The organism is Nonomuraea sp. NPDC049129 (genome assembly GCF_040648495.1).
Lineage (GTDB): Bacteria > Actinomycetota > Actinomycetes > Streptosporangiales > Streptosporangiaceae > Nonomuraea.
Genome location: NZ_JBEZDU010000045.1, coordinates 38070 through 60927, shown reverse-complemented (window position 1 = coordinate 60927; position 22858 = coordinate 38070). Strand labels below are relative to the sequence as shown.

Below are 22858 nucleotides of genomic sequence, written 5' to 3'. Positions count from 1 at the left end.
GGGGGCTTGCCAGCCCCCTCGCGCTCCCCCGGCCCCAGGCCTCTCCCGACTCATGCTCACTTTTCGTGATTACGCTAGCGCGGAGAGCGACGACATGTTGTCATTGGACTCGCCCTTCCCCCGGACGAGAACCTCCGATGCCACCACGTTCCCGTGCCCGCACCGCCGCCCGCCCCCGGACACAGAAAGAGCCGCAGAAAGAGAAATCAGCCCGAGAAGAGGAGCCTCACCGGCGGGTCGATCGCCACACGTTCTTGATGTGGCTGGCCGGAGCCGTGCTGATCCCAGCCATCGCCGCGATACCCGCCTATGTGCGCTTCCTCGGCGATGACACACCACCCTCGCAGACCGCGAAGGTGGCGCAGACGCTCCCATCCTTCGCAAAGGCGAGAAAGATCACCTATGCGGGTTCCGGCGTGCTCTACGCGATCTTCGCCGACGGAACCCTCCGCCGATTCGTCCACACCGATCCCGAGAACGGCGGCGCCAAGTGGCTGGCCCCAAAGGGAGAGGAACTTGGCGGCGGCTGGAACCGATTCCGCTGGCTGGAGGCAGGAGCGGACGGTTCCCTTTATGGGGTGGACGCGTCAGGCGACCTGTTCCTCTTCAAATATCAGCCGGGCGCACGTATGGAAGCCGACTCCGGCCAGGGCATCGGGCACGGGTTCAACGCATTCAGGGATTTCACCGCCGCCCCCGGAAACGGCTCGGATCAGATCTTCTACGGCCTCCTGCCCAACGGCCGACTCTGCTGGTATCGCTATCTGGGACCCGACGCTGTCGAACCATGGGTGAACGCCGGGCGCTGCAAGGTGGTCAAGCGGGGCTGGCAACGCTACCGCCGCATCATCGCATTGGAAGACGGCGTCCTGTTCACCATCGACGCACGCGGAGACCTGTACTGGCACCGCCAGCACGCACCCGAGAAAGGCGGCCGGACCTGGTTCAGAGACGATTACGAACCCAACGGCACCGGATGGCTGATCCACCAGGACGAGATGGCCTACCGGGGCGTCTTTTACATCCTGCTCCGCAGTGGCGAGCTCAGATGGTTCAAGTATCTCGAACCAGGCGTCTACAAGCCGGGCTACACCGGGTGGACATACCTCGGCAGTCCACGTTTCCCCGCGGGACAGATCACCGGCTAAGACGACCGCCTCCTCGCCCTCACCCGCACGCACGTAGGGGAAATATCCTCCCTGGAAGACGGTCAGGTGACCCGGTAGTCATATACGGCTCCGAGCGTTTCACGGTCCGTCAGGCGAAGCGGCGCTTACGCCTCAGGGATGACGATCCCCAGGCTGATCGGATCCCGCTCGTCGGGGTCCGGACCGCTGCGCACGCCGGTGTCGAGCGCGTCGACGCGGGCGATCTCCTCGGCTGACAGTTCGAAGTCGAACACATCGAAGTTCTCGGCGATGCGGGCGGGATTGACGGACTTCGGGATGGCGGAACGCCCCTGCTGCAGGTGCCAGCGGAGCATCACCTGGGCCGGAGTCTTCCCGTGCGCGTCCGCGATCTCACGCAGCACCGGATCGGAAAGCACGCTTCTGCGGTGCTCGCCCCAGCCGGGATAGAAGGTGATGCCGCCGATGGGCGACCACGCCTGGGTGAGGATGCCGTGCTCCGCGTCGGCCTTCTGCACCTCGGGCTGGGTGAAGTAGGGGTGCAGCTCGATCTGGTTCACCGCAGGCACGACATCGGTGCGTTCGATCAGCTCGGCCAGGTGCCGGGGCATGAAGTTGCTGATCCCGATGGAGCGGACCTTCCCGTCGGACAGAAGTTTCTCGAGCGCTCGATAGGCGCCGATGGTCGCCTCGAATCCCTTCGGCGCCGGCTGGTGCAGGATCAGCAGGTCGATCTGCTCCACACCGAGCTTCCCGGCGGCCTTGTCGAAGGCATGCAGAGTCTGGTCGTACCCGTAGTCGCTCACCCAGACCTTGGTCTCGATGAACACCTCCGAGCGGTCCAGCCCCGAACGGCGGATGCCCTCGCCCACCTGGCGCTCGTTGCCGTACGCGGCGGCGGTGTCGATGTGCCGGTAGCCAGTCTTCAGCGCGGTCTCGACCGCCGCGGCGGTCTCTTCCGGAGACGACTGGAAGACGCCGAAGCCGAGAGCCGGCATCACGACGCCGTTGTTCAACTGGAGAGAAGTGGTGCTCATGACTCCACCTTAGGAAGCCTCGGCCGCGTGAGGGAGAGCACGCCAGTACCTCCCAGGCCAGGAATAGATGAAGCGCCGAACTGACAGCTTCTGGCACCACCGGTCAAGCCAGGCCCTCCCGCGGCGGCTGGGTCAGGGGCGTATGGATGCGAAGAGTTCAGCGAGGCAGCTAGTGGAGTGCCGCCTCCGCCTTTTCATAGGCTTCCTGGGCGATCTGGGGGAGCAGTTTGGCGGGATTGGCGCGAGGGCGCGGTTCCTGATTCGGGATCCGGATCTCCAGCAGATACCGCGAGGTCTGGATCACCTCCACCCAGTGCCAGATGGGGACCTTCCCGCTGCCGGTGATGCGATAGGCCCAGGCTCGTTCGCCCAGGCGTGGAACATCTATCGGCTGGATGTCTCCGGATCCGACGTCCGCATCGGACAAGTGGCGGCATCGCGCGGGCAGACTCGGATCCCCAAGACGGTTCAGCATGTCCGGGGAGCCGGTGATGATCGCCTCGTGGAAGCCCGCACCCTCGGGCCGTCGCAGGTGCTGCGTCCCTGGGTTGGGGACGGACTCGGTGATCGCGGTGACGGCCATCTGCACACCTGCGGTGTTGTACCTACGCAGCACCTCGAACCACATTCCGGCGGTCCACTTGTCGCACTCCTCCGGCCCCACAAAAGGGGTGCTGATCTGGCGCAGTGGAATAAAAGTGGACTCCAGGTCGGCGACGGGCAACGCAACGACGGCACCCGGCACGTACGACCACTCCCGCACATCTCGGAAGCGAGTGAGCAGGGCTGCGACCAGCCGTGGGTCGCCCGCGCCCGAACCGGGATTGGGAGTTTTGTCCTCCTGCCCCCGTTTCATGATCCTCACATCCAGCCACGCCGACGCGGACGCACTCGGCGGAGGAGACACGGATGTGGCGGTCCGGGCTGCGATGTTGGCCGGTTGTGCTCCACATCCCGACGCGGCCACGCCCAATACTGCGGCGACCGCTACCCACCTCACCGCCCTGTGACTTGTCATGCTCCACCTCCCGAAGCCAGGCGCTCGAAAGGTCGAGGCCGAAGATCAATTATCGACCCTTTCCGTGCTGCGACCGCGAATGCGTCGATCTCCTGACCACCCTGGCCGACGACGCACACGCCTCCCGACTGGCACCGTCGGTCACCTTGATCGTGTCACTGATGAGCAGCAGCCGTACTTCGTCGTCAGGGACGCGCACCGGGAACTCGGCGATACCCGATCCCACCCAATACGCGGCAGAGACAGCCAACAAATGGGAGCGTCAGATTACCCCCGGGCCCGTTACACTCCGGCAATGATGGATGTGATCTTCCCTCCCAAGCTGACCGACGGCGACGTCATACGAGTGGTGGCACCGGCCGTGTCCCGCGCGTTCGTGATGGAACACGACCACACCGACATCATCAACTCTCGCTTCGCCGAACTCGGCCTGACACTCTCCTATGGCAGCCATGTCGACGAGCGAGACGCGTTCAATTCCTCCAGCATCGCCTCACGCGTCACCGACCTGCACGAGGCATTCGCGGATCCATCGGTCGCGGCGATTCTGACGGTCATCGGCGGCTACAACTCCAATGAGCTCCTGCCGTACCTGGACTGGGAATTGATCCGCGCCAACCCGAAAATCTTGTGCGGATACTCCGATATCACGGCGCTGCAGAACGCCATCCTCACCCGCACCGGGTTGGTCACCTACTCCGGCCCGCACTGGTCGACCTTCGGGATGCGAGACCACCTCGAGCAGACCCTGCGCTGGTTCACCTCGGTCACGTTCGACACCGCCCCGATCACCCTGACCCCGGCAGCACAATGGAGCGACGATCTCTGGTTCCTCGACCAGGACAAGCGCGAACTGACACCCAACGAGGGATGGTGGCCGATCCGGCCCGGCATCGCCGAAGGGCGGATCGTCGGCGGCAATCTGTGCACCCTCAACCTGCTGCAAGGCACTCCCTACATGCCAGCCCTCGCCGACGCGATATTGATCATCGAGGACGACTTCGAGTCACAGCCGGCGACCTTCGCCCGCAATCTGACCTCGCTGCTCCAGCTTCCCGACGCTCCGGGGATTCGAGGACTGGCGATCGGACGGTTCCAGCGCGCCAGCAATATGACCCGCCCATTGCTGGAACAGATCATCGACGCCCAGCCGATACTGACCGGCATCCCCGTCCTGGCCAACATCGACGTCGGCCATACCAACCCCTTGGCCACTTTTCCGGTCGGCGGCCAGGCCCAGCTCACCGTCGCCGATGGCCAGACAAACCTGACGCTCCTACGCCACTGACCGGGGGCTGGTCGCCCTCGACGGGGTTCAGTTCGGGCGCGTAGGCGGGTAACTGGACGATGCGCGTGCTCGGCGGCGAAAACCCCCGGCGCCGGCGACATCGTGCACTTCAACAACGCCGGCTGCGGCCTGCTGGCCACGCCCGTGCTGGCCGCGATGGGTCGACCACCTGCGGCTGGAAGCGCACCTCGGCGGCTACGAGGCCTCGGCCGCCCGCGCCGAGCAGGTGCGCGAGTTCTACACCGAGACCGCCGCCCTGATCAACTGCACTCCCGAGAACATCGCCTTCGCCGGTAGCGCAACCCATGCGTTCTCCACCGCCTTGTCGGCGATCCCGTTCAAGGCCGACGATGTCATCCTGACCACCCGCAACGACTTCATCTCCAACCAAGGTCGGGCGCCTGCCAGTCGGTCGGCCAGTACCCGGTCGACGTGGCCGAGATCGGCTGCGGCCGGGGACCCGCCGGTCCGCGAGCTGATCGCTGAGCCTGGCCCCGCGTTCATGCTCACCGCCACCTGCCGCAAGTTCCTGCGTGGACCTCGCGGTTCGGGCTTCCTGTACGTCTCCGACCGCGTGCTGCGCGCCGGCTATGAGCCGCTCTTCATCGACATGTACGGCGCGCGCTGGGTGGAGCCCGGCCGTTACGAACCCGTCGAGACGGCAGCCAGGTTCGAGGACTGGGAGTTCCCCTACGCCCTCGTGCTCGGCTGCGCGGCCGCCGCACGCTACGCCCGCGAGGTCGGCATGGACGCCACGCCCGCCGTACCCCCGCACTGGCCGCCAGCCTGCGCGACAGGCTCGCCGACCTGCCCGGAGTCCGCGTTCGACCACGGCCGGCAGCTGGGCGCCCTGGTCACCTTCGCCATCGACGGCTGGCAGCCGGGTACGTGGCCCCGCGACGGCGATACTGACCGCAGGGGCCGCGCTGGGCGGGCCTGCTCGTGGTGGCGATCACATGACCGCTGTCAGGCGGTGGTCGATGCGATCTGCCGGTTGTACGTATTGACGATGGCGTCCAGGAGACCAGGAAAGCGGTTCTCGAGATCCCCCAAGCGGAGTGTGGTCCAGCGACGGTTGCCGTCCTCGCGCTGGTGGATGATGCCGGCCTCTCGGAGTACCCGGAAGTGGTGCGTGAGCGTGGAGGGCGCGACGTCGACCGGGAAGGTGCCGCATGCTCGCTCGGGATCGACGCGCAGGGTTCGTACGATGGTCATGCGGGTCGGGTCGGCGAGCGCATGCAGCACGTCCAGCACGTCGAACTGGTCGGTGTCCGGGTGGGTCAATGTTGCTCGGCGGCCGTGTGACCGGGGCATCCCGCACCTCCTTTTACAGACATCGTACAAGCATGATACTACTTTCGTCGTACGACGAACGTCGAAATAGGAGCCCGTTATGCGTGCTTTGCTGATGGCCGCACCGTCACAGGGATCGGACCGCACTCAGGTCCAGGAGATCGACGAGCCACGTCCGGGCCCGGGAGAGGTGACCATCGATGTCGCCTACGCCGGGGTGAACTTCATGGACGTGATGGCGCGCCGCGGCGACCCCGGATACGCATCTGCCTGGCCGTACGTGCCCGGCCTGGAAGTTGCCGGGACCGTGCGCGAGGTGGGTGCGGACGTCGGCGACCTCGCCGTGGGGCAGCGGGTGGCCGCGTTCACTTCTGGGGGCGGCCTGGCCGAGGTCGCACGCGCTCGTGCGGCGCTCACTGTTGCAATACCGGACCAGGTCTCGTTGCTCTCGGCGGCGGGCGCTCCGATGGTGTTCACGACCGCCCTGCTCCTGCTGACCGACGCCGCCCGGCTCGGCTCTACCGACAGCGTGCTGGTGCACTCGGCCAGCGGTGGCGTGGGCAGCGCTCTCGCGCAGGTGGCGCCCACGGTAGGGGGCGGACTGCTCATCGGCACCGTCGGCCGCCCTAACAAGGTCGACTCGGCGCGCAAGAGCGGCTATGACATCGCCATCGCCCGTGGGGACGATCTGGTCGAGGCGGTACGTGCGGCCACCGGAGGCAAAGGCGTCGACGTCGTACTGGATCCTCTTGGCACCAGCATGCTCGACGTCGATCTGGCGGTCACGGCGCCCGGCGGGCGGATCGTGCTGTTCGGCAACGCCGGCGGCGCGCAACCCGCCCCGCTCCCGCCCGCAGGCAGGCTCATCGGCGGCAACGTCGCGATCGGTGGGTTCAGCATCACCGGCCTGAGCGCTTCCGCTCCCGAGCGCGTCGCCGCAGCCCTGCGCCGCGTCCTGGACATGCTCGCCACCGGCCGGCTCGACGTTGCCGCCACCGAGGTCGACTCACTCGCCGGCGTACCCGCCGTGCACCAGCTGCTCGCAGACGGGCGCGGCAACGGCAAGTACGTGGCACGAGTGACCGCCGGCGAATAGCACTCCCATGCCAACATCAACATCGATTGCCCCGTCCACGCGGCCTGGACTACAGGATCCTCTCGTGTTTCGCGGTTTTCCTTGATCATTATGCATGCGGGAGGGGGATGTTTCCGCGTGCCTTCGCTGGTCTGCGGGGCGGATATGGAGATATCAGAGGAGCATCGGCGGTGTCTGCAACACCCTGCTAGAAGGTGAATCCGCCGATGCTCTACCCGTTCTTGGCGCCATCCATACTTCTGATCCCAACGCCGACGGCCCCACAACCGCCGTACGTGCTCGAACCGCGTGCCGCGCCCGCTGGGCGAGTGGCACCTTGATCGCCATGACTGCTGTGCCCCGGCCTGGGTCGACGACCTGTTCCCTTTTCCCACGCCGCCCGCGCTCGCCAAACTGGTCGACATCGCCTGGCCGCACGCCTTCATCGACGAGGAGCTGTACGACGACGGACTCCTGACAACGCACTACGACTTCATGTTCGACCTGGAATCCGTTCCCCGCGCTCCCGACGGCTGGGAAGAGGCCTATCCAGGTCCGGCGTGGCGAGGTGACCACGTGCCGTTGTTCGCCACACCGGAGTATCTGCAGTTCGGCCATCTGGGCAACGGCACCTACGTCGGCTGGGTGGTGCCCGCGCCGGAACTGGGCGGAACCGACCACCCTGTCGCCCTCTTCGGCCAGGAACCCGGAGGACGCGTCATCGCCAGGGACACCCGGGCCGGCCTGGAGTGGATGCTCTCGTTCGGCCTCCGCAAGGAGAACCTCAGCGACGACGACCGCTCCCTCATCGCCCGCGTCGCCGCCGAGCTCGACCTCGACCCCGCCTCTGAACGCGCCGTCACCCCGGACGGTTTCGACGTGGTGGTGCCCCTTGAGCTCGCGGTCCCGTCCGGATGGAGACACGAGCCCGGTGCGTACGGAATCGGCCCCGGGGTTCTGGCCCCGGCGGACGCGTTCGCCCCGGACGGCCCCATGGACTCCTACCGGCTGGATGACGTCCTCGCCGACGCCGCCCAACTGCTGGGCGCGGGGTTCCCGGCAACCGCCCTGCACGGAATCATGGACGCGTTCCACCGTGACATCGCCCACTTCACCAGCCTGCTCCCCCTCTGGGTGCGCGCCTACCAGGACCTGGGCCGACCGCAATTCACGACCCGGCTCGATCACATCCTGCCGATGTACGAAGGCCTGCAGCCGCTTTCGTGATTCGCGGTACTTCGCGACAGCCGGATTCATTTTCTGGACAGCACGAGCCCTTGGGGGAAGGTGGTCATGGGCACGAGCAGAACCAACTGCTCCCCCTGACGAACAAGGTGAGCGCCTAATCCCACTAAGTCTTCAAAACTGACAAAATTCCAAGAGAAGCGCATTACGACTACTCTTGACTTCTTCGGGAACTCCACTTTGACCTCCCAGGCTGGCGCGTCCCGATATGTGCGCATATCGTAAGTGGCATGGCAGAACATAATGGTCCTGTTCTGTGGCGGGCAATGCGGCCGGTCATGCCGTAACTGACGAAGAAGGCCCTCGATGACATCGAACAAGCCGGATTTCATTACACTCGTGCTCGTAGGGGCATTCTCCCTCGCCCTGGCCGCCTGCGATGCCCATGGCCAGATGGCCATTCGCGGGAGCACATCCGCATCCCCATCGAAGGCAGCCGTCAACGCACCATCGCCATCCCCGTCCGTTTTTGCCACCGGGCTATCGACGACTGGGGCTACACCAGATCCGAACAACGACTCCCCTGTGCTGAACATGATCCAGGAGCGCGGAGGCGGCAGCCTTGCCGCCCCGAGGGGAGCCATGGCCTACAGCGACAATCCCAGGAATACTACGGTTGTAGTACCCCAACAAGAAGGTTCCGAGTACTGGGGGACGGACTGGTGTCATTACTTCTACCGCCAGGCTCGCTGGTACGGGGATCTTTGCTTGCGACAGGCGCTCGCCGGTAATGGCCAAGCATTGACCAACATATACAATTTTTATCTCTACCAACCTGGCACGCTCGGCCAGTTGGTCCTGCAGGCTGATTTCAACGATCCACGCTGGAGAGTTATCAGCAGCCCGCTATTTCCGATGTCCAATGTGGTTCATTGGTTGGCGTGGCCAACTGCTGGCGAGGCGACGGCAAACACGCTGTGGCTTAACATGACAGACTACCAACAGAACCAGAATATCTGGCTTCCCTACCAGAAAGTGGCTGCTGAGATTCGAGCCGGAAACGGTTCCCGATTCGGCATTCAGGCAAACCAGCCACCACAAGACCTGTCCGCATGGGCTTGGGGGGTCTCCACTTTTACCAGCATGACCAACGCCATCGGCACACAATGGACTGCGCCGCAATGCGCCGCCAGCTATAACGGCTGCGGAACAGGTTGAATTCGTAGAGTGAACGCCACCTGGGCCTTCCATGCGCCTTCTTCCGCCTGCACCTCGACACCTGACAGCATCTGAGCATCGACCGTGAACCCGGCATCGCGCAGCCAGGCTGCCACCTGGGCGGGCTGACGGTGGTGAACGTGGACCTTCATGGGATGGCCGCCATAACCTTGCGTCTTCAATCGTGACCCGTCACGACATGGAAGCCGACCAACACGAGTCCGCCGGGCCGCAGCACCCTCTGGAAGTGGCCGAAGACAGCGGGGATCTCAATATCTGGGACGTGAATCACCGACCAGAAGGCGAGCAGCTCGGCGTCTCAGGCCTCCTGGCCGAACTGACCGGGACCGGGGTGTGCGGCGTCCTCCGCTTCGCGGTCGCCACCGGCGGCCCGGAGTCCTGATCCGGTGACGAGGGCGTCGCCGAGCTCCGAGCGTAGATAGAGGACCGAGCGGCCGTGGCGGGCGCTGGCGAGGAGGCCGGCGGCGCGGAGGGTGCGGAGGTGCTGGTTGACGGCCGATGGGGTGACGCCCAGGCGGCCGGAGAGTTCGGTCGATGAGGCGGGGGTCTCGAGCATGGTGAGCAGCCCTGCCCGGGTGGCGCCCAGAAGGTCGGTGAGCACCCCTGGGGAGTGACGGGGCTCCGGTTGCCACAGCGTGCCGACGCCCCGAGTGCCGTACATGATCAAAGGGGGCTCGGACGGGGAGATGGGGACGGTGGAGGCCCGGGTGAAGAGGGTCGGGACCAGGGTGATGCCCTCGCCGCTGGTGGAGCGCCGGTAGCGGGTGTCGCTGATCAGCCTCATGCGTACGACGCCGTCCTTCAGCTGAACACGCTCGCTGAGGTCGGCGAACATCGTGGCCAGGCCGCGGGCCGAGATGACCTGGCCGCGGTGGACCACGTCGGCCTGCAGGACCGCGCGCATCCTGGGCCACCAGGGCGCGAAGCAGGTACGCCAGTAGTCCCGCAGCGCGTCCAGGATGCGGGACGACGGGTCGCCGCGCAGCGGCTCGGGGAGCCGGGGGTGGATGACGCGCAGGTCATCGAGCACCCGGTCCACCGGGACGCGGGCGACTGTGGCGAGTTCGTCGTCGATGCGGGTAAGCGGGGCGTGGGGGCGGGGCGACAGGTAGTCCGGTGTCCACATGTCGTCGTTGGTGAGCGCTTTCAGCAGGGGCACGTCCAGCGTGGATCGGGCCTGCTCCGTGCGGCGCAGCCAGGGCAGGTGCACGGGATAGCGTCCGGGGTCGCGGAACGTGCGCAACGACAACGTGAGCTCGTTGAGCGGCGAGATGGCGAAGCGGACGTCGGCCACATCCATCCCCGCGAGCTCGTACTCGACCAGCCCGGCCATGAAGCCATACGCTACATCAATTGGCGACAAAGGCCCTATTGCGAGATAAAAGCCCCCGTGATCCAGACCTTCTTCCCTCAGGACCGCGTCGCCCGCTCACTGACCGTCAGCACGATGGCGTTCGCGCTCTCCAGCGGCGTCTTCTACACCGTCAGCACGCTGTACTTCACGCTCGTCATCGGGCTCAGCGCGACGACGGTGGGTCTCGGGCTGGGCATCGCGGGCGGCACCGGGGTGATGGCCTCGTACGCGGGAGGGTGGCTGGCTGACCGGGTCGGCGCGCACCGCGTCCAGACGGTGGCGACGGGGCTCAACGGGGTTGCGCTGCTCGCCTACACGTTCGCCTCCGACGCCGTCGTGTTCGCCCTGATCGCCTGCTTGGCCGTGATCATGCGTTCGGTGTGCTCCTCGTCGAAGCAGGCGATGCTGGCGCGGTGGTACACCGGCCCGGAGCGAGTCGAGGTACGGGCCCGGATGCGCGTGGTCACGAACGTCTTCATCGGCCTGGGCACGGTGGCCGCTGCGGCGGCGCTCCTGATCGGCACCGCTTCGGCGTACCGTGTGGCGATGATCGTCGCCGGCGTCTTGCTGCTGGCGGCCACCGTGCCGCTGGCCGGGCTCGGGCGTCAGGTGCCGGAGCTCGCCGCCAGGATGACCGCCGTCAGGGAGCGCACCGCGTCCACCGGGCCTTCGCCGCTCCGGGACCGTACGTACATCGCGAGCGTGGCGTGCAACGCCGTGGTGGCCACGCACTTCGGCCTGCTGACCGTCGGCATGCCGCTCTGGGTGGCCACCATCGACGCGCCCACCGCCATCGTCTCGGTGCTCCTCGTCCTCAACACCGTGGTCGTGGCCGCACTCCAGGTGCGCGCCTCGCGCGGCACCGACGACGTGCGCAAGGCCGGGCGCACGGTCAGGCGCGCGTCGTGGCTGCTCGCGATGGCATGCGGTCTGTACGCCCTGGCCGGCTACGGAAACATGATCGTCGCCTGCGTCCTGTTCGTCCTGGCCGCGTTCGCCCACACCATGGGTGAGATCCTGGGCGAGGCGGGTGGCTGGGGCATGGCCTTCGAACTGGCCGACCAGCGCAGCGCCGGTGCTTACCAAGGCCTCAGTCAGACCGGCTACGCGATCGCCGCCATGTTCTCCCCGATCCTCGCCACCACCGCCGTCGAACACGGCACCGCGGGCTGGGTCGGCCTGGCCGCCCTCTTCGTCCTGGCCGGCACGGGCGCCGCCGCGGTGGCCCGGCACGCGGCCACGATGATCCCCGCCGCCTAGCGAAGAGACGGAGCTGCGACGAGTCCACGTCCAGATGGTCCCGCTCCCGACCACACCAGGCACACCGTCGAGGCCGCTCACCGCGTGGATGGTATGGCCGGAGAAGCAGTGGAACATCCGAAGATCATTCATGCGCGAGACCGCATCCCCGCTAGTGGGCGGTGTGGCGCGGGAGTGCCGGTACACCGTCCAGGTGTTCAGGTCCCGCTAGTCATGGATCGGAGGGCGTCGGTGACGTGCCCGCGGGCGAGCCTGACGCCGCGCGGATGGTTCCAGCCGATCGCCGCGGTGGGGACGCCGTCCACTTCGGCCAGGGCGGCGAACCGGCCGCTGCCCGGCTCGCCGTCGAGTGGGCGCAGGCGGGCGCCGGGTGGGATGTGGCCGTGGATCTGGAGCTTGACGTCGTACTGGTCGGTCCAGAAGTACGGGATCGGGGTGTACGGCGCGCCGTCGCCCATGATGTCGGCGGCTACGGCCATGGCTTGCTGGGTGGCGTTGGTGCGGTTCTCCAGGCGGATGCTCGTACCCAGAAGCTCGTGGTGCCAGCGGGCCACGTCGCCGACGGCGTACACGCCCGGTGCGGCCCGGCAGTGGGAGTCGCACTCGACGCCGTCGGTGAGCGACAGGCCGCTTCCGGCCAGCCAGCCGGTGGCCGGGACGGACCCGACGGCGATCACCACCACGTCGGCGGGGACACTCTCGCCGCTGGTCAACTCGACGGCACCGACCCGCTCGGCCGGACCACCCCCGCCCAGACGATCCGCACCCGGGCCGTCCCTGCCCGAACCATCCCCGGCAGCCGCTCCTGTCAGGCCGGCCACGCCCACCCCGGTGCGTACCCGGACTCCATGGCTTTCGTGGAGTGCCCCCACCAGGCTGCCGAGCTCGTCGCCCAGCTGGCGGACCATCACGGTCGGCAGGGGGTCGACGAGCGTGACCTCGGCGCCCAGGGTGCGGGAGGTGGCGGCGATCTCGCAGCCGAGTACGCCCGCACCGATGACCGCGACCCGCCGCGCCCCGCGCAGCCGCTCGCGCAGGGCCAGGGCATCGTCGAGAGTGCGCAACGTATGCACCCCGCCGAGGTCATCAGCGCCCAACGTGTGCGCGCCGGCAAGGTCCCGCAGGAACGGCGGTCGGCGCGGGCTCAGCCCGGTGGCGATGACGAGCGTGTCATAGGACAGCGTCCGCCCGTCGTCGAGATCCACCGTACGGGCGGTGGTGTCGAGCCGTTCGGCGCGGCGGCCGAGGATGAACTCGGCGCCGAGCGCGTCGAGCCGCGCGGGGTCGCGCAGGAAGACGCGTTCGGCGGGCCAGGCTCCGGCCAGCACCTCCTTCGACAGCGGTGGCCGGTCATAGGGCAGATGCGGCTCCTGCCCGACCAGCCGGATCTGCCCGGCGTACCCCTTGGCCCGCAACATCTCCGCCACGGTGAGCCCCCCGGCCGAGGCGCCGACGATGAGCACGCCGCTCACGGCTCCTCCGTCAAAGCGATGGCCGTGGCCGGGCACAGCAGCGCGGCCTCGCGGACGGCCGCGTGGAGTTCGGGCGGCGGCGCGGGGTCGAGCAGGACCACTACGCCGTCGTCGGGGTGCTGGTCGAAGACTTCAGGAGCGCTGAGCACGCACATGCCCGCGGCGCAGCAGCGTTCCGGGTCCACGTCGATGCGCATCACACCACGTCCCAGGTGACCGGGAGCCGGTGCACGCCGTAGATCATCATGTCGGTGCGCAGCGGCACCTCCTCCGCCGGTACGTCCAGGCGCAGCGTCGGGAACCGCTCGAACAGCGCGGGCAGGCCGACCTGCAGCTCGACGCGGGCCAGCTGCTGGCCCAGGCACTGGTGGACGCCATGGCCGAAGGCCACGTGCCCGGTGGCCGGGCTGCCCAGGTCGAGTACGTCGGGGTCGGCGAACTGGTGCGGGTCGTGGTTGGCCGCCGGGATCGACACGGTGACGGTCTGACCGGCCTTGATCAGCTGCCCGCCGAGCTCGATGTCCTCCAATGCGGCCCGGTGCAGGCCGGGGACGATGCTCAGGCGACGCAGCAGTTCCTCGACGGCCCTGCCGGCGTCGGCGCGCAGGAGCGCGAGCTGGTCGGGGTGGCTCATCAGGACGAAGGCGCTCAGGGCGAGCATGTTCGCGGTGGTGTCGAACCCGGCGCCCATGAGGATGCCGCCGATGACGGACAGCTCGTCGTCGGTCAGGTCGCTGTCGTTGGCCAGGCCGCTGAACAGGTCGTCGGTGGGCTGGACGCGCTTGGCCGCCGCCAGGTCGCGCATGAACCCCTGCACCGCGGCGAAGGCGGCGACCTTGTCCTCCGGAGATATGCCCATGCCCCCGAGCACGGCCATGTGGTGCTGGAACTCGGCCCGGTCGGCGGTCGGCACGCCCAGCAGTTCGCAGATCATCAGGGCCGGGAGCGGCAGCGCGAACGCCTCCACCAGGTCCACCGGCGGGCCGTGCCGCTCCATCGCGTCCAGGTGTTCGGCGGTGATCTGCTCGATCCGGCCCGTGAGCTGACGCATCCGGCGGACGGTGAACTGGCCGGTGAGCAGCTGGCGGTAGCGGGTGTGCTCGGGCGGGTCCATCGAGGGAAAGGCGCCGGGCGGCGCGGGCCGGGGCTTCGCGCTGAGAGTCGCCCCGGGGAACGGGCTGTGGGTGAGCTCGGCCCGGTGGCTGAATCGCTTGTCGGCCAGGACCGCGCGGACCAGGTCGTGCCTGGTCACCAGCCAGCCGATATGGCCGTCGGGATAGGCCATCGGGGCCACGGGATGTTCGGAGCGCAGGTGCCCGAGCTCTTCGGGCGGGTCGAAGGGACAGCCTGGGCGACGCGTCATCGGAATCGGGATCGGGCTCGGGTACGAGGGTGCGGACATCTCATTCCTCTCTGGTCTGGAGGTGACGCGGCTCCACCTAACACCACTAAGAGCAAAAATACAACTAGTGTAAAAACAGTCGTGATGTAAGCTCGTCCCCGTGGAGGAGACACGGCGTGAGCGCAAGAAGCGCCAGACCAAGCAGCTGCTCGTCAGCACCGCGTACCGGCTGTTCAGCGAGCAGGGCTACGAGCGGACCACCGTCGCGCAGATCACCTCCGAAGCGGATGTGGCCACGAAGACGTTCTTCAACTACTTCCCGAGCAAGGAGGACGTGCTGTTCTCCGACGCCGAGCACTACTACGAGGCGGCGCTGGAGGTCCTCGCCGAGCGGGCACCGGATGAAGGGGTCCCGGAGCTGCTGCTGCGGACCTACGACCGGGTCATCGCCCGCTATCTCGCCGACGGTCCGCTGGCCGGCGACCGCGAGCGGATGGAGGTCTACGGCAACCTGATCATGACCGTCCCGGCCGTACAGGCGAAGGCCCTGCACGTGCTGTTCGACCTGCAGAGCAGGATCGCGGGCGCGTTCGTGAAGGCCTTCCCGGACGAGCTGGACCCGATCAGCGCGGCGGCCGCGCTCGGCTCCCTGCTGGGCGCCGTCCAGGCGGCCACGCGCGCCTGCGGGGAACTGCACGGCCATTCGGAGGAGGAGTACTTGAAGGCGGGCCGCCGAGCCGTCGAGATCGCCATGCGCGGACTGGGGACATTGTGACCGGGCTCTTCTCGTACGAAATGCCGATGAACCCCGCCATGCCTAGTCCGCGACCATGAACGCTGGTCCATCACCGCCCCAAACCCCAGGAACCCGACCCCTCCCTTTCAGAGGCATGAGCCACGCAGCGCCGCTCATGAAACACGTCCTACATACCGTCTCCCACAAGGCCAGTTAACCGGCGCCTTCAGACGCCACCAACGTCGCCAGAGCATCGAGGATCGGCGACGAGGTGATAGCAACATGATATCATCCAGCTATCAGGCAGCACTGAGGCTCGTTGACTGCTGGACTCATCATGAGCGCGAACACGGGCAAGGACATGTCCGCACGTCGAATCGGTCGACGGCGGCGGTCGCAGGCGTCAATCGCACGGCGGCCGAGCGTGAGATCTTCGGCCCGCGCGGCGAACGGTCCTCGCCGACCGGATCCGTCGAGCGGCGTCGAGCCGGCCGCCACCTCTTCCGGCTGGTCCTGCGCTACGGCGATCGCGAACGCCCTACCGATACGACCGGTGGTGATCACGACCGATGGTTGACGGCGTGGATGTGACGAGGTCGCCGGCGGGTTCCCGATCGTGGGCGGTGCCGTGGCCGGTGTGGCTGGTGGCCGGGCTGATGGTCGCCGGGTTGCTCAGCCTTTCGGGGGCGTACGGCTTCCATGGTGACGAGATGTACTTCGCGGTGGCGGGGCGGCATCCGGCGTTCGGGTACGTGGATCAGCCACCGCTGACGCCGTTGCTGTCGGCGGCCTCGGTCGCGATCCTGGGGGCCTCGCCGACGGCGGTGCGGATCCTGCCGGCGCTGGAGATGGCCTCGGTCGTGATGATCGTGGGGTTCATCGCCCGCGATCTGGGTGGCTCGCGCCGGGCGCAGATACTGGCCGCGGTGACGGCCGGCCTCTCCGGGTATCTCGGCGCGGGGCATCTGGACACCACCACCGAGCTGGACCTGCTGGTCTGGGCGGTGGTGATGTGGTTACTGGTGCGGCTGCTCGCCGGCGGGGATCGGCGGCTGTGGGTGGCGGTGGGGCTGAGCGCGGGCATCGGGCTGGAGAACAAGGACACGCTGCTGTTCCTCGCCGCGGGGCTCGCCATCGGGGTGCTGCTGTGCCGGCGCTGGGAAGTCGTCCGCTCACCGTGGGCGGGGGCTGCGGCCGTGATCGCGGCCATGATGTGGGCCCCGAACCTGGCATGGCAGGCCGTGAACGGCTGGCCGCAGCTGACGATGGCCTCGCAGATCGCCGGGTACGCGGCGACGAACCGCGCCCAGGCCCTGCCGTTGCTGTGGCTGTTCACCGGTCCCTTGCTGTTCCCGGTCTGCGTCATGGGCCTGGTCTGGGTGCTGGGGTCGCGGACGGCCGCGCCTTGGCGACCGCTGGGGGTCGCCGCCCTCGTGGCCATGGTCTTGGCCCTGCTCAGCGGCGGCAAGGCGTACTACGCGATCGGCAACGCCGCGCTGTTCATGGCGGCCGGCGGGATCGTCCTGGACAAGTGGATCGCCCGGGGCCATCGACGGCTCAAGATCGCGGGGTTCGGCGCGGCGGGCGTCGCCTCCGGTGGGCTGATCGCGCTGCTGACCCTGCCGGTCCTGCCGGTCGGTGCTTACGCCAAGACCACCCTGCCGGCCACGGTGCCCGACGTGGCCAACCAGATCGGCTGGCCACAGTTCGTTGGGACCGTGGAACAGGTCGTGGCCGGGCTGCCCCCGGCGCAACGCGCCCACGCGGTGATCCTGGCCAACAGCTACAGCGAGGCCAGCCCTCTCATCCTCCTCGGCAAGAGCCTGCCGCCGATCCACTCTGGCCACAATTCCTACTGGACCTGGGGACCCCCGCCCGCCGAGCGCACCGTCGTCGTCCACGTCGGGGACTGGCGACCGGCCAACTGGGCCCAGTACTTCACCGGCTGCCGGGACGCGGCCCGTATCGACAATCGGCTCGGGATCGACAACGGCGAACAGGGCAAGCCGGTCACGGTGTGCACCGGCATCCGCGCCCCGTGGACAACGATATGGCCCGCCCTCCGCACCATCAGCTGACCCAGCAAGCCCGCCTTGACCAGCAGCGCCGCAGCCCACGTCGCCGCCGTGAACCTCGGTATCCCGACATTCCGCGACATCGCCAGCGAACGATCATCGGGAACGAACGCTCAGGGCATTGACCCGGCTCAGCCGGGTTCCGGTGGGGTCTGCTCAGGACACCGATCGCGTGTCACGCGTACGGCCGCCCCGTGAGCCGCCTCTTAGCTTGACGTTTAACCTGCGATCTACACATTTGCCGTGATGGGTCGCATGGGTGACGTCTGCTGCTGTAACGGATTGTGGCGATCTGGGTACGGGCAGGCGCTATGCGTAGGGCGGCCATCGCCTCATCGTCGAGTTGAGAAGACCACGGGGAGAGGCGGTGGCCGTGACCTCCATTTTGGCGTGCGCGACGGCGAGCGTCCCAGCACCGGTCGGGGAAGGCTCGCGTACCCAGGCGCTGGATGACCTGTCGGAGTTCCGAGCCGAACTCTACGACCCCGCGTGTTCGGCCGGCCACCAGCAGTCCTTGCGCTCGATCCCGGACAGCAGCCCGGACAGATGGGCGCGGGCGGTACGGCGCGGTTCCACCCGGCAGAACCGGTCCGCGACCCGGCCCATCAGTTCCTCGAAGGTGACCGGCCAGTCTTCAGGCCCTACGCTGTCGCCCGCGGCCACGTCACGAGCGTCTCGAGTTCGAGCAGGCGCTCGAACTCACTGATGATCACGCGGTGGCCGTACTCATGTGGCCTCAACAGCGAGATCGCGAAGTGTCGCTGGGGCCCTCCCCTGGAGTGCTAGGAGACAGCGCATGCCCACGAAGCCGTCCCTGCCCGAGGTGGTCGCAGCGCTGCTACGCCGGGACCCGGTCGTGCTGTGTACCCGACTGGCGCTCACACACGAAGGAGTTGCCCGGCTGCCGATCCCGGGGCGCCGGAAGTTTTGGGTAGTGAGCGATCCCGACTGCCTTCATCGAATCCTGGTCACCGACGCGACACAGTTCGACAAGGGCGGGCCCATCTATCGGATCATCGCCGATGCCCTGGGCGAGGATGGACTATTCACGGTGAACGATGAGGCGACCTGGCGCCTGCTGCGCCAGATCATGAATCCCGCCTTTCGCCGAGCCGAACTGCGCACCGTAATGGAGTTGACGGCCGATGCTTGGCGGAGCCGAATGGACGCATGGGATCTGCGCGGTCCGATAGACATCTTCAGCGAGCTGAAGCTGCTGAGTGTCGAGGTGTTGATGCGGCATGCGCTGGGGAACGCAGTCGATACGGCCGAGCTCACGCAGCTCGCCCTGCCGGTCTTCGACGGCATGGCGGGGCGAATCTTCCTCCCGCACTGGGCACCTGGGGCGAGCGGCTATCGAAAGGCCATCGCGGCGCTGGATGACAGAGTTAGGTCAATCATCTCCTCGCGCCGGGATCAGGGCACCGAGGCCGGGGACCTGCTCGGGCAGCTGATGACCGCCACCGATCCGCAGACCGGTCACCGCCTAAGCGACCGGCAGGTACGAGACCAGGTCTTCACGCTGTTGATGGCGGGATTCGACTCCACGGCAACCGTGCTGTCGTGGGCGTGCGTCCTGATGGCCGAGCGAGGGGATCAGCTGGACCGGCTACGGACCGAGGTGGTCAATGTCTGCGCGGACCGCACCCCTACACTGGAGGACCTTCCGCGGCTCGTCACCGTGCAGGCTCTGCTGCAGGAGTCGCTGCGCCTGCATCCCGCGTTCCCCATGTTTTTCCGCAACGTCAAGGCGGAGACTCAACTTGGTAAGCACCGGCTCGCCGTGGGCGACCAGATCATCATCGCCCCCTATGCGACGCACCGCGATCCAGCCCGATGGCCCGGCCCGGCGGGCTTCGACTCCGGCCGATTCGCCGGCAGGCTCGACCACGAGCAACGGGCGGCTTATCTGCCGTTCGGCGAGGGAAAGCGGAAATGTATCGGTGAGGACATGGCCACCATGACCGGGCTCCTCATCCTGGCTATGTTGGCGCAGCGGTTTACCGCTTTTCGCCGCCCGGATGGCCATAGCGGCCAGGCGGCTCGATACGCGATGACCCGTCCATCAAGGGACAACGCCCGCTTGATCCTCACGCCGATCGGTGAGTAGGCCGACCTGGTGCGGCAGCCTCCATTTGTTTAAGCTGAGCTGCTTGTATGCGGTGGCCAGGCAGATTTGTTGGTGGAACCAGCGGGCGCGGGCTTGGTGCTGGCGTCGCCAGGCTGACCAATGGGCGGTGTGTTCCAATTCGTCGCGGGCGGAAATTTCGGCAAGATATGCGCGCACTACCATGTCGGCGGTCGCGTTAGCTTTTGGCAGGGCAGTGTTTCAGCGCGTTTGGTGGTCTTGCCAACGTCGTGGTGATGGGCAGGAGCCCGGTTCTTCGAGCCCGGGGTCTGCCGGGGCCGGGCCGGGTAGGTTTCGGTGCGCCGGCAGGTAGAGGCAGGCGCGGGGCGCAGGTGCCGAAACCCTCGGCGGACGCGAGCGGGGGTTAGTCGTTCAGGTGGAGCGGGACGTTCCCACGGGCGGCGCAGGTCGGGTGCAAGCAGGCGGGCGAGCCGGAGCTGGGCGTAGACGATGATGATCAGCCAGGTCCAGCGATCGGCGGCGTGCGGGTCGCGGATCTTCGGGGCGGTCCAGCCCAGGGTCTGCTTCCACATGCGGAAGGTGTGCTCAAGCAACGTCAAGCTAAGAGCAACTAACAAAATGACCCATCGGACGGCTGCCGATCGAGAGCATGACGGAGTGTGTAGTCCGCAGTGGCGTAGACGCCGCCCTGAAGCGGGTCACCGGTGAAGTACTGGGTCGCTCCAGGGATCCGGTCCGCATAGACCTCCGCGTCATCTTGAGGGCGATACCCGAGTTGGTCGTCGAGCTCCCAGAACCGGCGGGTATTGGCCGATACCGCGTACGCGGCGGTGAAGGTGATGTCGGGCCGGGTCAGGGCGGACCAGATGAACCCGGCGCAGTCGCGCGGGCTCAGCCAGGTGGCCAGGTGCCGGGGCTCGCTCGGCTCGTGTTCGAGGCTCCCGATGCGCAGGCACACTACCTCCATGCCGAACTTGTCGGCGTACAGCCGCCCCAAAGCTTCCACGGCGACCTTGCTGACGCCGTACAGGCCGTCGGGGCGAGGCGGCAGGTGCGGCGAGACCGTTTGCGCGGCCGGGTAGCAGCCGGTCAGGCGGTTGCTGCTGGCCAGTACCACGCGCTTGGTCCCCGTCCGCCGCGCCGCCTCCAGAACATGGTGGGTGCCCAGGACGTTGCCCTCCAGGACGTCGGCGAGCGGCGCTTCATCTGGCACTCCGGCCAGGTGCACGACCGCATCGGCACCCCTGATGACCGACATCACGTCCTCGATGCCGGTCAACGAAGTTTGGCGGACTTCCTCGTTCGGCCCTTGAACGGTCAACGGCGCCCGGTCGACGGAGATCAGCCGGCTGAGTCGCCGCCGCAGCGGCTCACGCAACACACTTCCGACCCGTCCAGCGGCACCAGTAAGAACAACCGTCTCCATCGTCATGAACGGCAGTATGTCAACGCCGTCCGACGCTCCTGATCGCAGGAGGTCCCGCATTGATCTTCTCGCGACCGATATCCATGGGTGGGGCGCAGCGGGGATCGTTTTGTTTCGGCTACGTCGCAGCACCCCAGCACCTTCAGGCGAAGAGCAGGGTCAGGCCGCCGATCGTGTAGCAGATCATCAGGACGAACAGCGGGATCTGCCCCGCCACCGCCCTGTCGGGCCGCAGCAGGCGGACGGATCGGTCATGCGCGGCGACCACGCCCACCACGTGCCCGATCACGATGGCCAGCACCTGGACCGTGGCGATCGTGGCCGGGCTGACCACGTTCTGGTCCACCGAGGTGTCGAGGCCGAGTGACAGGATGATCGCGCGCTGGCCCTCGATGACCAGCAGTGAGAAATAGTGCGCGATCAGGTAACCGATCGCGATCGGCACCAGCGAATGGGCGAAGCGGGGCGCCAGTCCCCTGGTCCCGCCGATCAGTCCGGCCAGCCCGAGGCAGGCGCCGTACAGCACCGCCACCCCGGCGATGGCCGCCAGCAGGCCGAGCGTGCCGAGCCCGGCTCTGCCCAGGGAGCCGGACTGCAGGGCGTTCACCCAGGCGGGCGACGAGGAGAAGCCGTCGTAGCCGGTGCCGCCGAGCAGTACGCAGACGGTGGCCACCAGGCCGGGGGCCGGTTCGAGGGCGTCGAGGCCGTCGAACGGATTCCGCAGCACCGGCTTGCCGTCGGCCCGCCTGCCGAAGGGTGACAGATGGCCGATCAGGGTCGAGTACACCTCGAACGGGTCGCCCCTGGACAGCCACGCGTGGCCGTACACCAAGGTCCCGGCCAGCTGCGCCGTGCTGTACAGGCCGCAGAAGACCAGCAGCGTCGCGGGCGTGGCGGGCTCGGGCGCGACCAGCTCCATCCAGGTGTACGCCAGCAGGCCGACGGCGGCGGGCCAGTAGCCGAGCCGCGGTGGCAGTGGCGCGCGCGGCCGGTCGGGCAGCAGCCGGAACGGGTTCAGCACCCGCCACACCGGCCCGAACACCAGCGAAGCGGGCACGAGTCCCACCCAGAAGAGCACATACACCAGGTACGGGCCGGCGTTGCCGTCAGCGGGGCCGACCACGAGCCAGCCCAGCGTGTACGCGACCGCCAGGAGGGTGAGCACCCGCAACGGCCGGGCAGGTGGGCGCAACGGGAGCACCCATCCCGCCCGATCGCCGCGGAAGCGGGAGTCCGCCCAGAGCAGCCCGAGCGCCAGGAAAGACACCACGAGCGCGGCGAATGCCCCGGCATAGGCGTAGAAAAGCGGAATCGGCAGATCGCTGCGACTACCAATCCCATGCGCCAGCACGCCAGTCACCTATCCGCCCACCGTCTCGACCGCGCGCCCGCTACTTGGGCGCCCGCCATCTCGACCGCGCCCGTCATCGAACCGCCACCTGGGTGAGTACGAGCTTGCTCCGGTGTGTCTCCACCTGGAACACGCCGGTCAGGTCCGCGGTGAACCGCAGCGTCACCGGCTCGCCGGGGCGCAGCTCGGCCTTGAGGTCGTAGCCGTGCACGTGCACCTCGTCCGCGACGTCGCTGGTCACCGTGATGCTGACCGGCTGCCCCTTGGCCACCTCCAGCCACCCCGACGGCGGACTCACCTTGCCCCCGGCGATGGTGATCGCCGTGTTCGGCCGCGCGCTGGGCTGTCCCGTGGAGACCTCGTGGCTGTTGCCGGGATTGTGGTGGGTCTGCGACAGCGGCCCGCACCCCGTCACCAGCCCACACGCCAACGCACACACCGGGGCACACACCAGGGCGACGACGGCTCTCCTCACGTGAGCACTCACCCGA

23 protein-coding genes are annotated in these 22858 nt (G+C 67.6%); 10 read left to right on the top strand and 13 right to left on the bottom strand.

Annotated features, from left to right (window positions below; all coding sequences use genetic code 11):
• Positions 1-137: 137 nt before the first annotated feature.
• Positions 138-1148, top strand: a complete 1011-nt coding sequence (locus tag AB0B64_RS58195) for a tachylectin-related carbohydrate-binding protein (protein ID WP_358205164.1) — start codon at positions 138-140, stop codon at positions 1146-1148.
• Positions 1149-1273: 125 nt separating this feature from the next.
• Here AB0B64_RS58195 and AB0B64_RS58190 read toward each other — a convergent pair whose 3' ends face one another.
• A complete protein-coding gene (locus AB0B64_RS58190; protein WP_358205161.1) occupies positions 1274-2164 on the bottom strand; it encodes an aldo/keto reductase in 891 nt (296 codons plus the stop codon).
• Between the two features lie 169 nt (positions 2165-2333).
• The gene (locus AB0B64_RS58185; protein WP_358205155.1) at positions 2334-3020 is read right to left on the bottom strand and encodes a hypothetical protein; all 687 of its coding nucleotides are present in this window, start codon (positions 3018-3020) and stop codon (positions 2334-2336) included.
• A gap of 457 nt (positions 3021-3477) precedes the next feature.
• Between AB0B64_RS58185 and AB0B64_RS58180 the strand changes: the two genes are divergently transcribed.
• Positions 3478-4470 (top strand): S66 peptidase family protein, encoded by a 993-nt coding sequence (locus AB0B64_RS58180; protein WP_357944743.1) that lies wholly within the window; start codon positions 3478-3480, stop codon positions 4468-4470.
• A 237-nt stretch (positions 4471-4707) separates the two neighbouring features.
• Here AB0B64_RS58180 and AB0B64_RS58175 read toward each other — a convergent pair whose 3' ends face one another.
• Positions 4708-4980 (bottom strand): hypothetical protein, encoded by a 273-nt coding sequence (locus AB0B64_RS58175; protein WP_358205146.1) that lies wholly within the window; start codon positions 4978-4980, stop codon positions 4708-4710.
• Between the two features lie 456 nt (positions 4981-5436).
• Positions 5437-5784, bottom strand: coding sequence for a metalloregulator ArsR/SmtB family transcription factor (locus AB0B64_RS58170; protein ID WP_357944737.1), 348 nt, complete (start codon positions 5782-5784; stop codon positions 5437-5439).
• 79 nt (positions 5785-5863) lie between these two features.
• On the opposite strand from AB0B64_RS58170, the gene AB0B64_RS58165 reads away from it, so the two are divergent.
• The 3 genes from AB0B64_RS58165 to AB0B64_RS58155 all read left to right on the top strand — a co-directional run bounded on the left by AB0B64_RS58165 (position 5864) and on the right by AB0B64_RS58155 (position 9241).
• Positions 5864-6859: a zinc-binding dehydrogenase gene (locus AB0B64_RS58165; RefSeq protein ID WP_357944734.1), complete on the top strand. Its 996-nt coding sequence runs from the start codon at positions 5864-5866 to the stop codon at positions 6857-6859.
• Between the two features lie 288 nt (positions 6860-7147).
• A complete protein-coding gene (locus AB0B64_RS58160) occupies positions 7148-8065 on the top strand; it encodes a hypothetical protein (RefSeq protein ID WP_358205136.1) in 918 nt (305 codons plus the stop codon).
• A 324-nt stretch (positions 8066-8389) separates the two neighbouring features.
• Positions 8390-9241, top strand: a complete 852-nt coding sequence (locus AB0B64_RS58155; protein ID WP_357944728.1) for a hypothetical protein — start codon at positions 8390-8392, stop codon at positions 9239-9241.
• Here AB0B64_RS58155 and AB0B64_RS58150 read toward each other — a convergent pair.
• Both AB0B64_RS58150 and AB0B64_RS58145 read right to left on the bottom strand, forming a co-directional pair.
• A complete protein-coding gene (locus AB0B64_RS58150; RefSeq protein WP_358205130.1) occupies positions 9217-9393 on the bottom strand; it encodes a hypothetical protein in 177 nt (58 codons plus the stop codon). The two genes, AB0B64_RS58155 and AB0B64_RS58150, sit on opposite strands and share 25 nt — an antisense overlap.
• Before the next feature lie 167 nt (positions 9394-9560).
• The gene (locus AB0B64_RS58145) at positions 9561-10595 is read right to left on the bottom strand and encodes a DUF5937 family protein (RefSeq protein ID WP_357944723.1); all 1035 of its coding nucleotides are present in this window, start codon (positions 10593-10595) and stop codon (positions 9561-9563) included.
• A gap of 57 nt (positions 10596-10652) precedes the next feature.
• On the opposite strand from AB0B64_RS58145, the gene AB0B64_RS58140 reads away from it, so the two are divergent.
• Entirely contained in the window at positions 10653-11876 is a 1224-nt protein-coding gene (locus AB0B64_RS58140; protein WP_357944721.1) for an MFS transporter, read from the top strand.
• A 197-nt stretch (positions 11877-12073) separates the two neighbouring features.
• On the opposite strand, the gene AB0B64_RS58135 is transcribed toward AB0B64_RS58140, so the two are convergent.
• Genes AB0B64_RS58135 through AB0B64_RS58125 form a run of 3 tightly spaced genes read right to left on the bottom strand, consistent with a single transcriptional unit; the run spans position 12074 to position 14711 of the window.
• Positions 12074-13348 (bottom strand): FAD-dependent oxidoreductase, encoded by a 1275-nt coding sequence (locus AB0B64_RS58135; RefSeq protein WP_358205121.1) that lies wholly within the window; start codon positions 13346-13348, stop codon positions 12074-12076.
• The gene (locus AB0B64_RS58130; RefSeq protein WP_357944715.1) at positions 13345-13545 is read right to left on the bottom strand and encodes a ferredoxin; all 201 of its coding nucleotides are present in this window, start codon (positions 13543-13545) and stop codon (positions 13345-13347) included. The genes AB0B64_RS58135 and AB0B64_RS58130 overlap by 4 nt, the downstream gene beginning before the upstream one ends.
• A complete protein-coding gene (locus AB0B64_RS58125) occupies positions 13545-14711 on the bottom strand; it encodes a cytochrome P450 (RefSeq protein WP_358205112.1) in 1167 nt (388 codons plus the stop codon). Before AB0B64_RS58125 ends, AB0B64_RS58130 begins: the two co-directional genes overlap by 1 nt.
• Before the next feature lie 139 nt (positions 14712-14850).
• On the opposite strand from AB0B64_RS58125, the gene AB0B64_RS58120 reads away from it, so the two are divergent.
• From AB0B64_RS58120 to AB0B64_RS58110, 3 genes are all read left to right on the top strand, one after another.
• Positions 14851-15465, top strand: a complete 615-nt coding sequence (locus AB0B64_RS58120; RefSeq protein ID WP_357944710.1) for a TetR family transcriptional regulator — start codon at positions 14851-14853, stop codon at positions 15463-15465.
• A 243-nt stretch (positions 15466-15708) separates the two neighbouring features.
• The gene (locus AB0B64_RS58115; protein WP_358205106.1) at positions 15709-16017 is read left to right on the top strand and encodes a hypothetical protein; all 309 of its coding nucleotides are present in this window, start codon (positions 15709-15711) and stop codon (positions 16015-16017) included.
• Positions 16008-17504, top strand: coding sequence for a glycosyltransferase family 39 protein (locus tag AB0B64_RS58110; protein ID WP_358205101.1), 1497 nt, complete (start codon positions 16008-16010; stop codon positions 17502-17504). Before AB0B64_RS58115 ends, AB0B64_RS58110 begins: the two co-directional genes overlap by 10 nt.
• 474 nt (positions 17505-17978) lie before the next feature.
• Here AB0B64_RS58110 and AB0B64_RS58105 read toward each other — a convergent pair whose 3' ends face one another.
• On the bottom strand, positions 17979-18164 hold the full coding sequence (locus tag AB0B64_RS58105; RefSeq protein WP_357944698.1) for a hypothetical protein: 186 nt from the start codon (positions 18162-18164) through the stop codon (positions 17979-17981).
• Positions 18165-18297: 133 nt separating this feature from the next.
• On the opposite strand from AB0B64_RS58105, the gene AB0B64_RS58100 reads away from it, so the two are divergent.
• Positions 18298-19611, top strand: coding sequence for a cytochrome P450 (locus AB0B64_RS58100; protein WP_357944695.1), 1314 nt, complete (start codon positions 18298-18300; stop codon positions 19609-19611).
• A gap of 589 nt (positions 19612-20200) precedes the next feature.
• On the opposite strand, the gene AB0B64_RS58095 is transcribed toward AB0B64_RS58100, so the two are convergent.
• The 3 genes from AB0B64_RS58095 to AB0B64_RS58085 all read right to left on the bottom strand — a co-directional run bounded on the left by AB0B64_RS58095 (position 20201) and on the right by AB0B64_RS58085 (position 22842).
• Positions 20201-21022 (bottom strand): NAD(P)-dependent oxidoreductase, encoded by an 822-nt coding sequence (locus AB0B64_RS58095; RefSeq protein ID WP_358205091.1) that lies wholly within the window; start codon positions 21020-21022, stop codon positions 20201-20203.
• Between the two features lie 136 nt (positions 21023-21158).
• Positions 21159-22367, bottom strand: a complete 1209-nt coding sequence (locus AB0B64_RS58090; protein WP_358205084.1) for a hypothetical protein — start codon at positions 22365-22367, stop codon at positions 21159-21161.
• Positions 22368-22440: 73 nt separating this feature from the next.
• Positions 22441-22842, bottom strand: a complete 402-nt coding sequence (locus AB0B64_RS58085) for a hypothetical protein (RefSeq protein ID WP_357944687.1) — start codon at positions 22840-22842, stop codon at positions 22441-22443.
• Between the last annotated feature and the right edge of the window lie 16 nt (positions 22843-22858).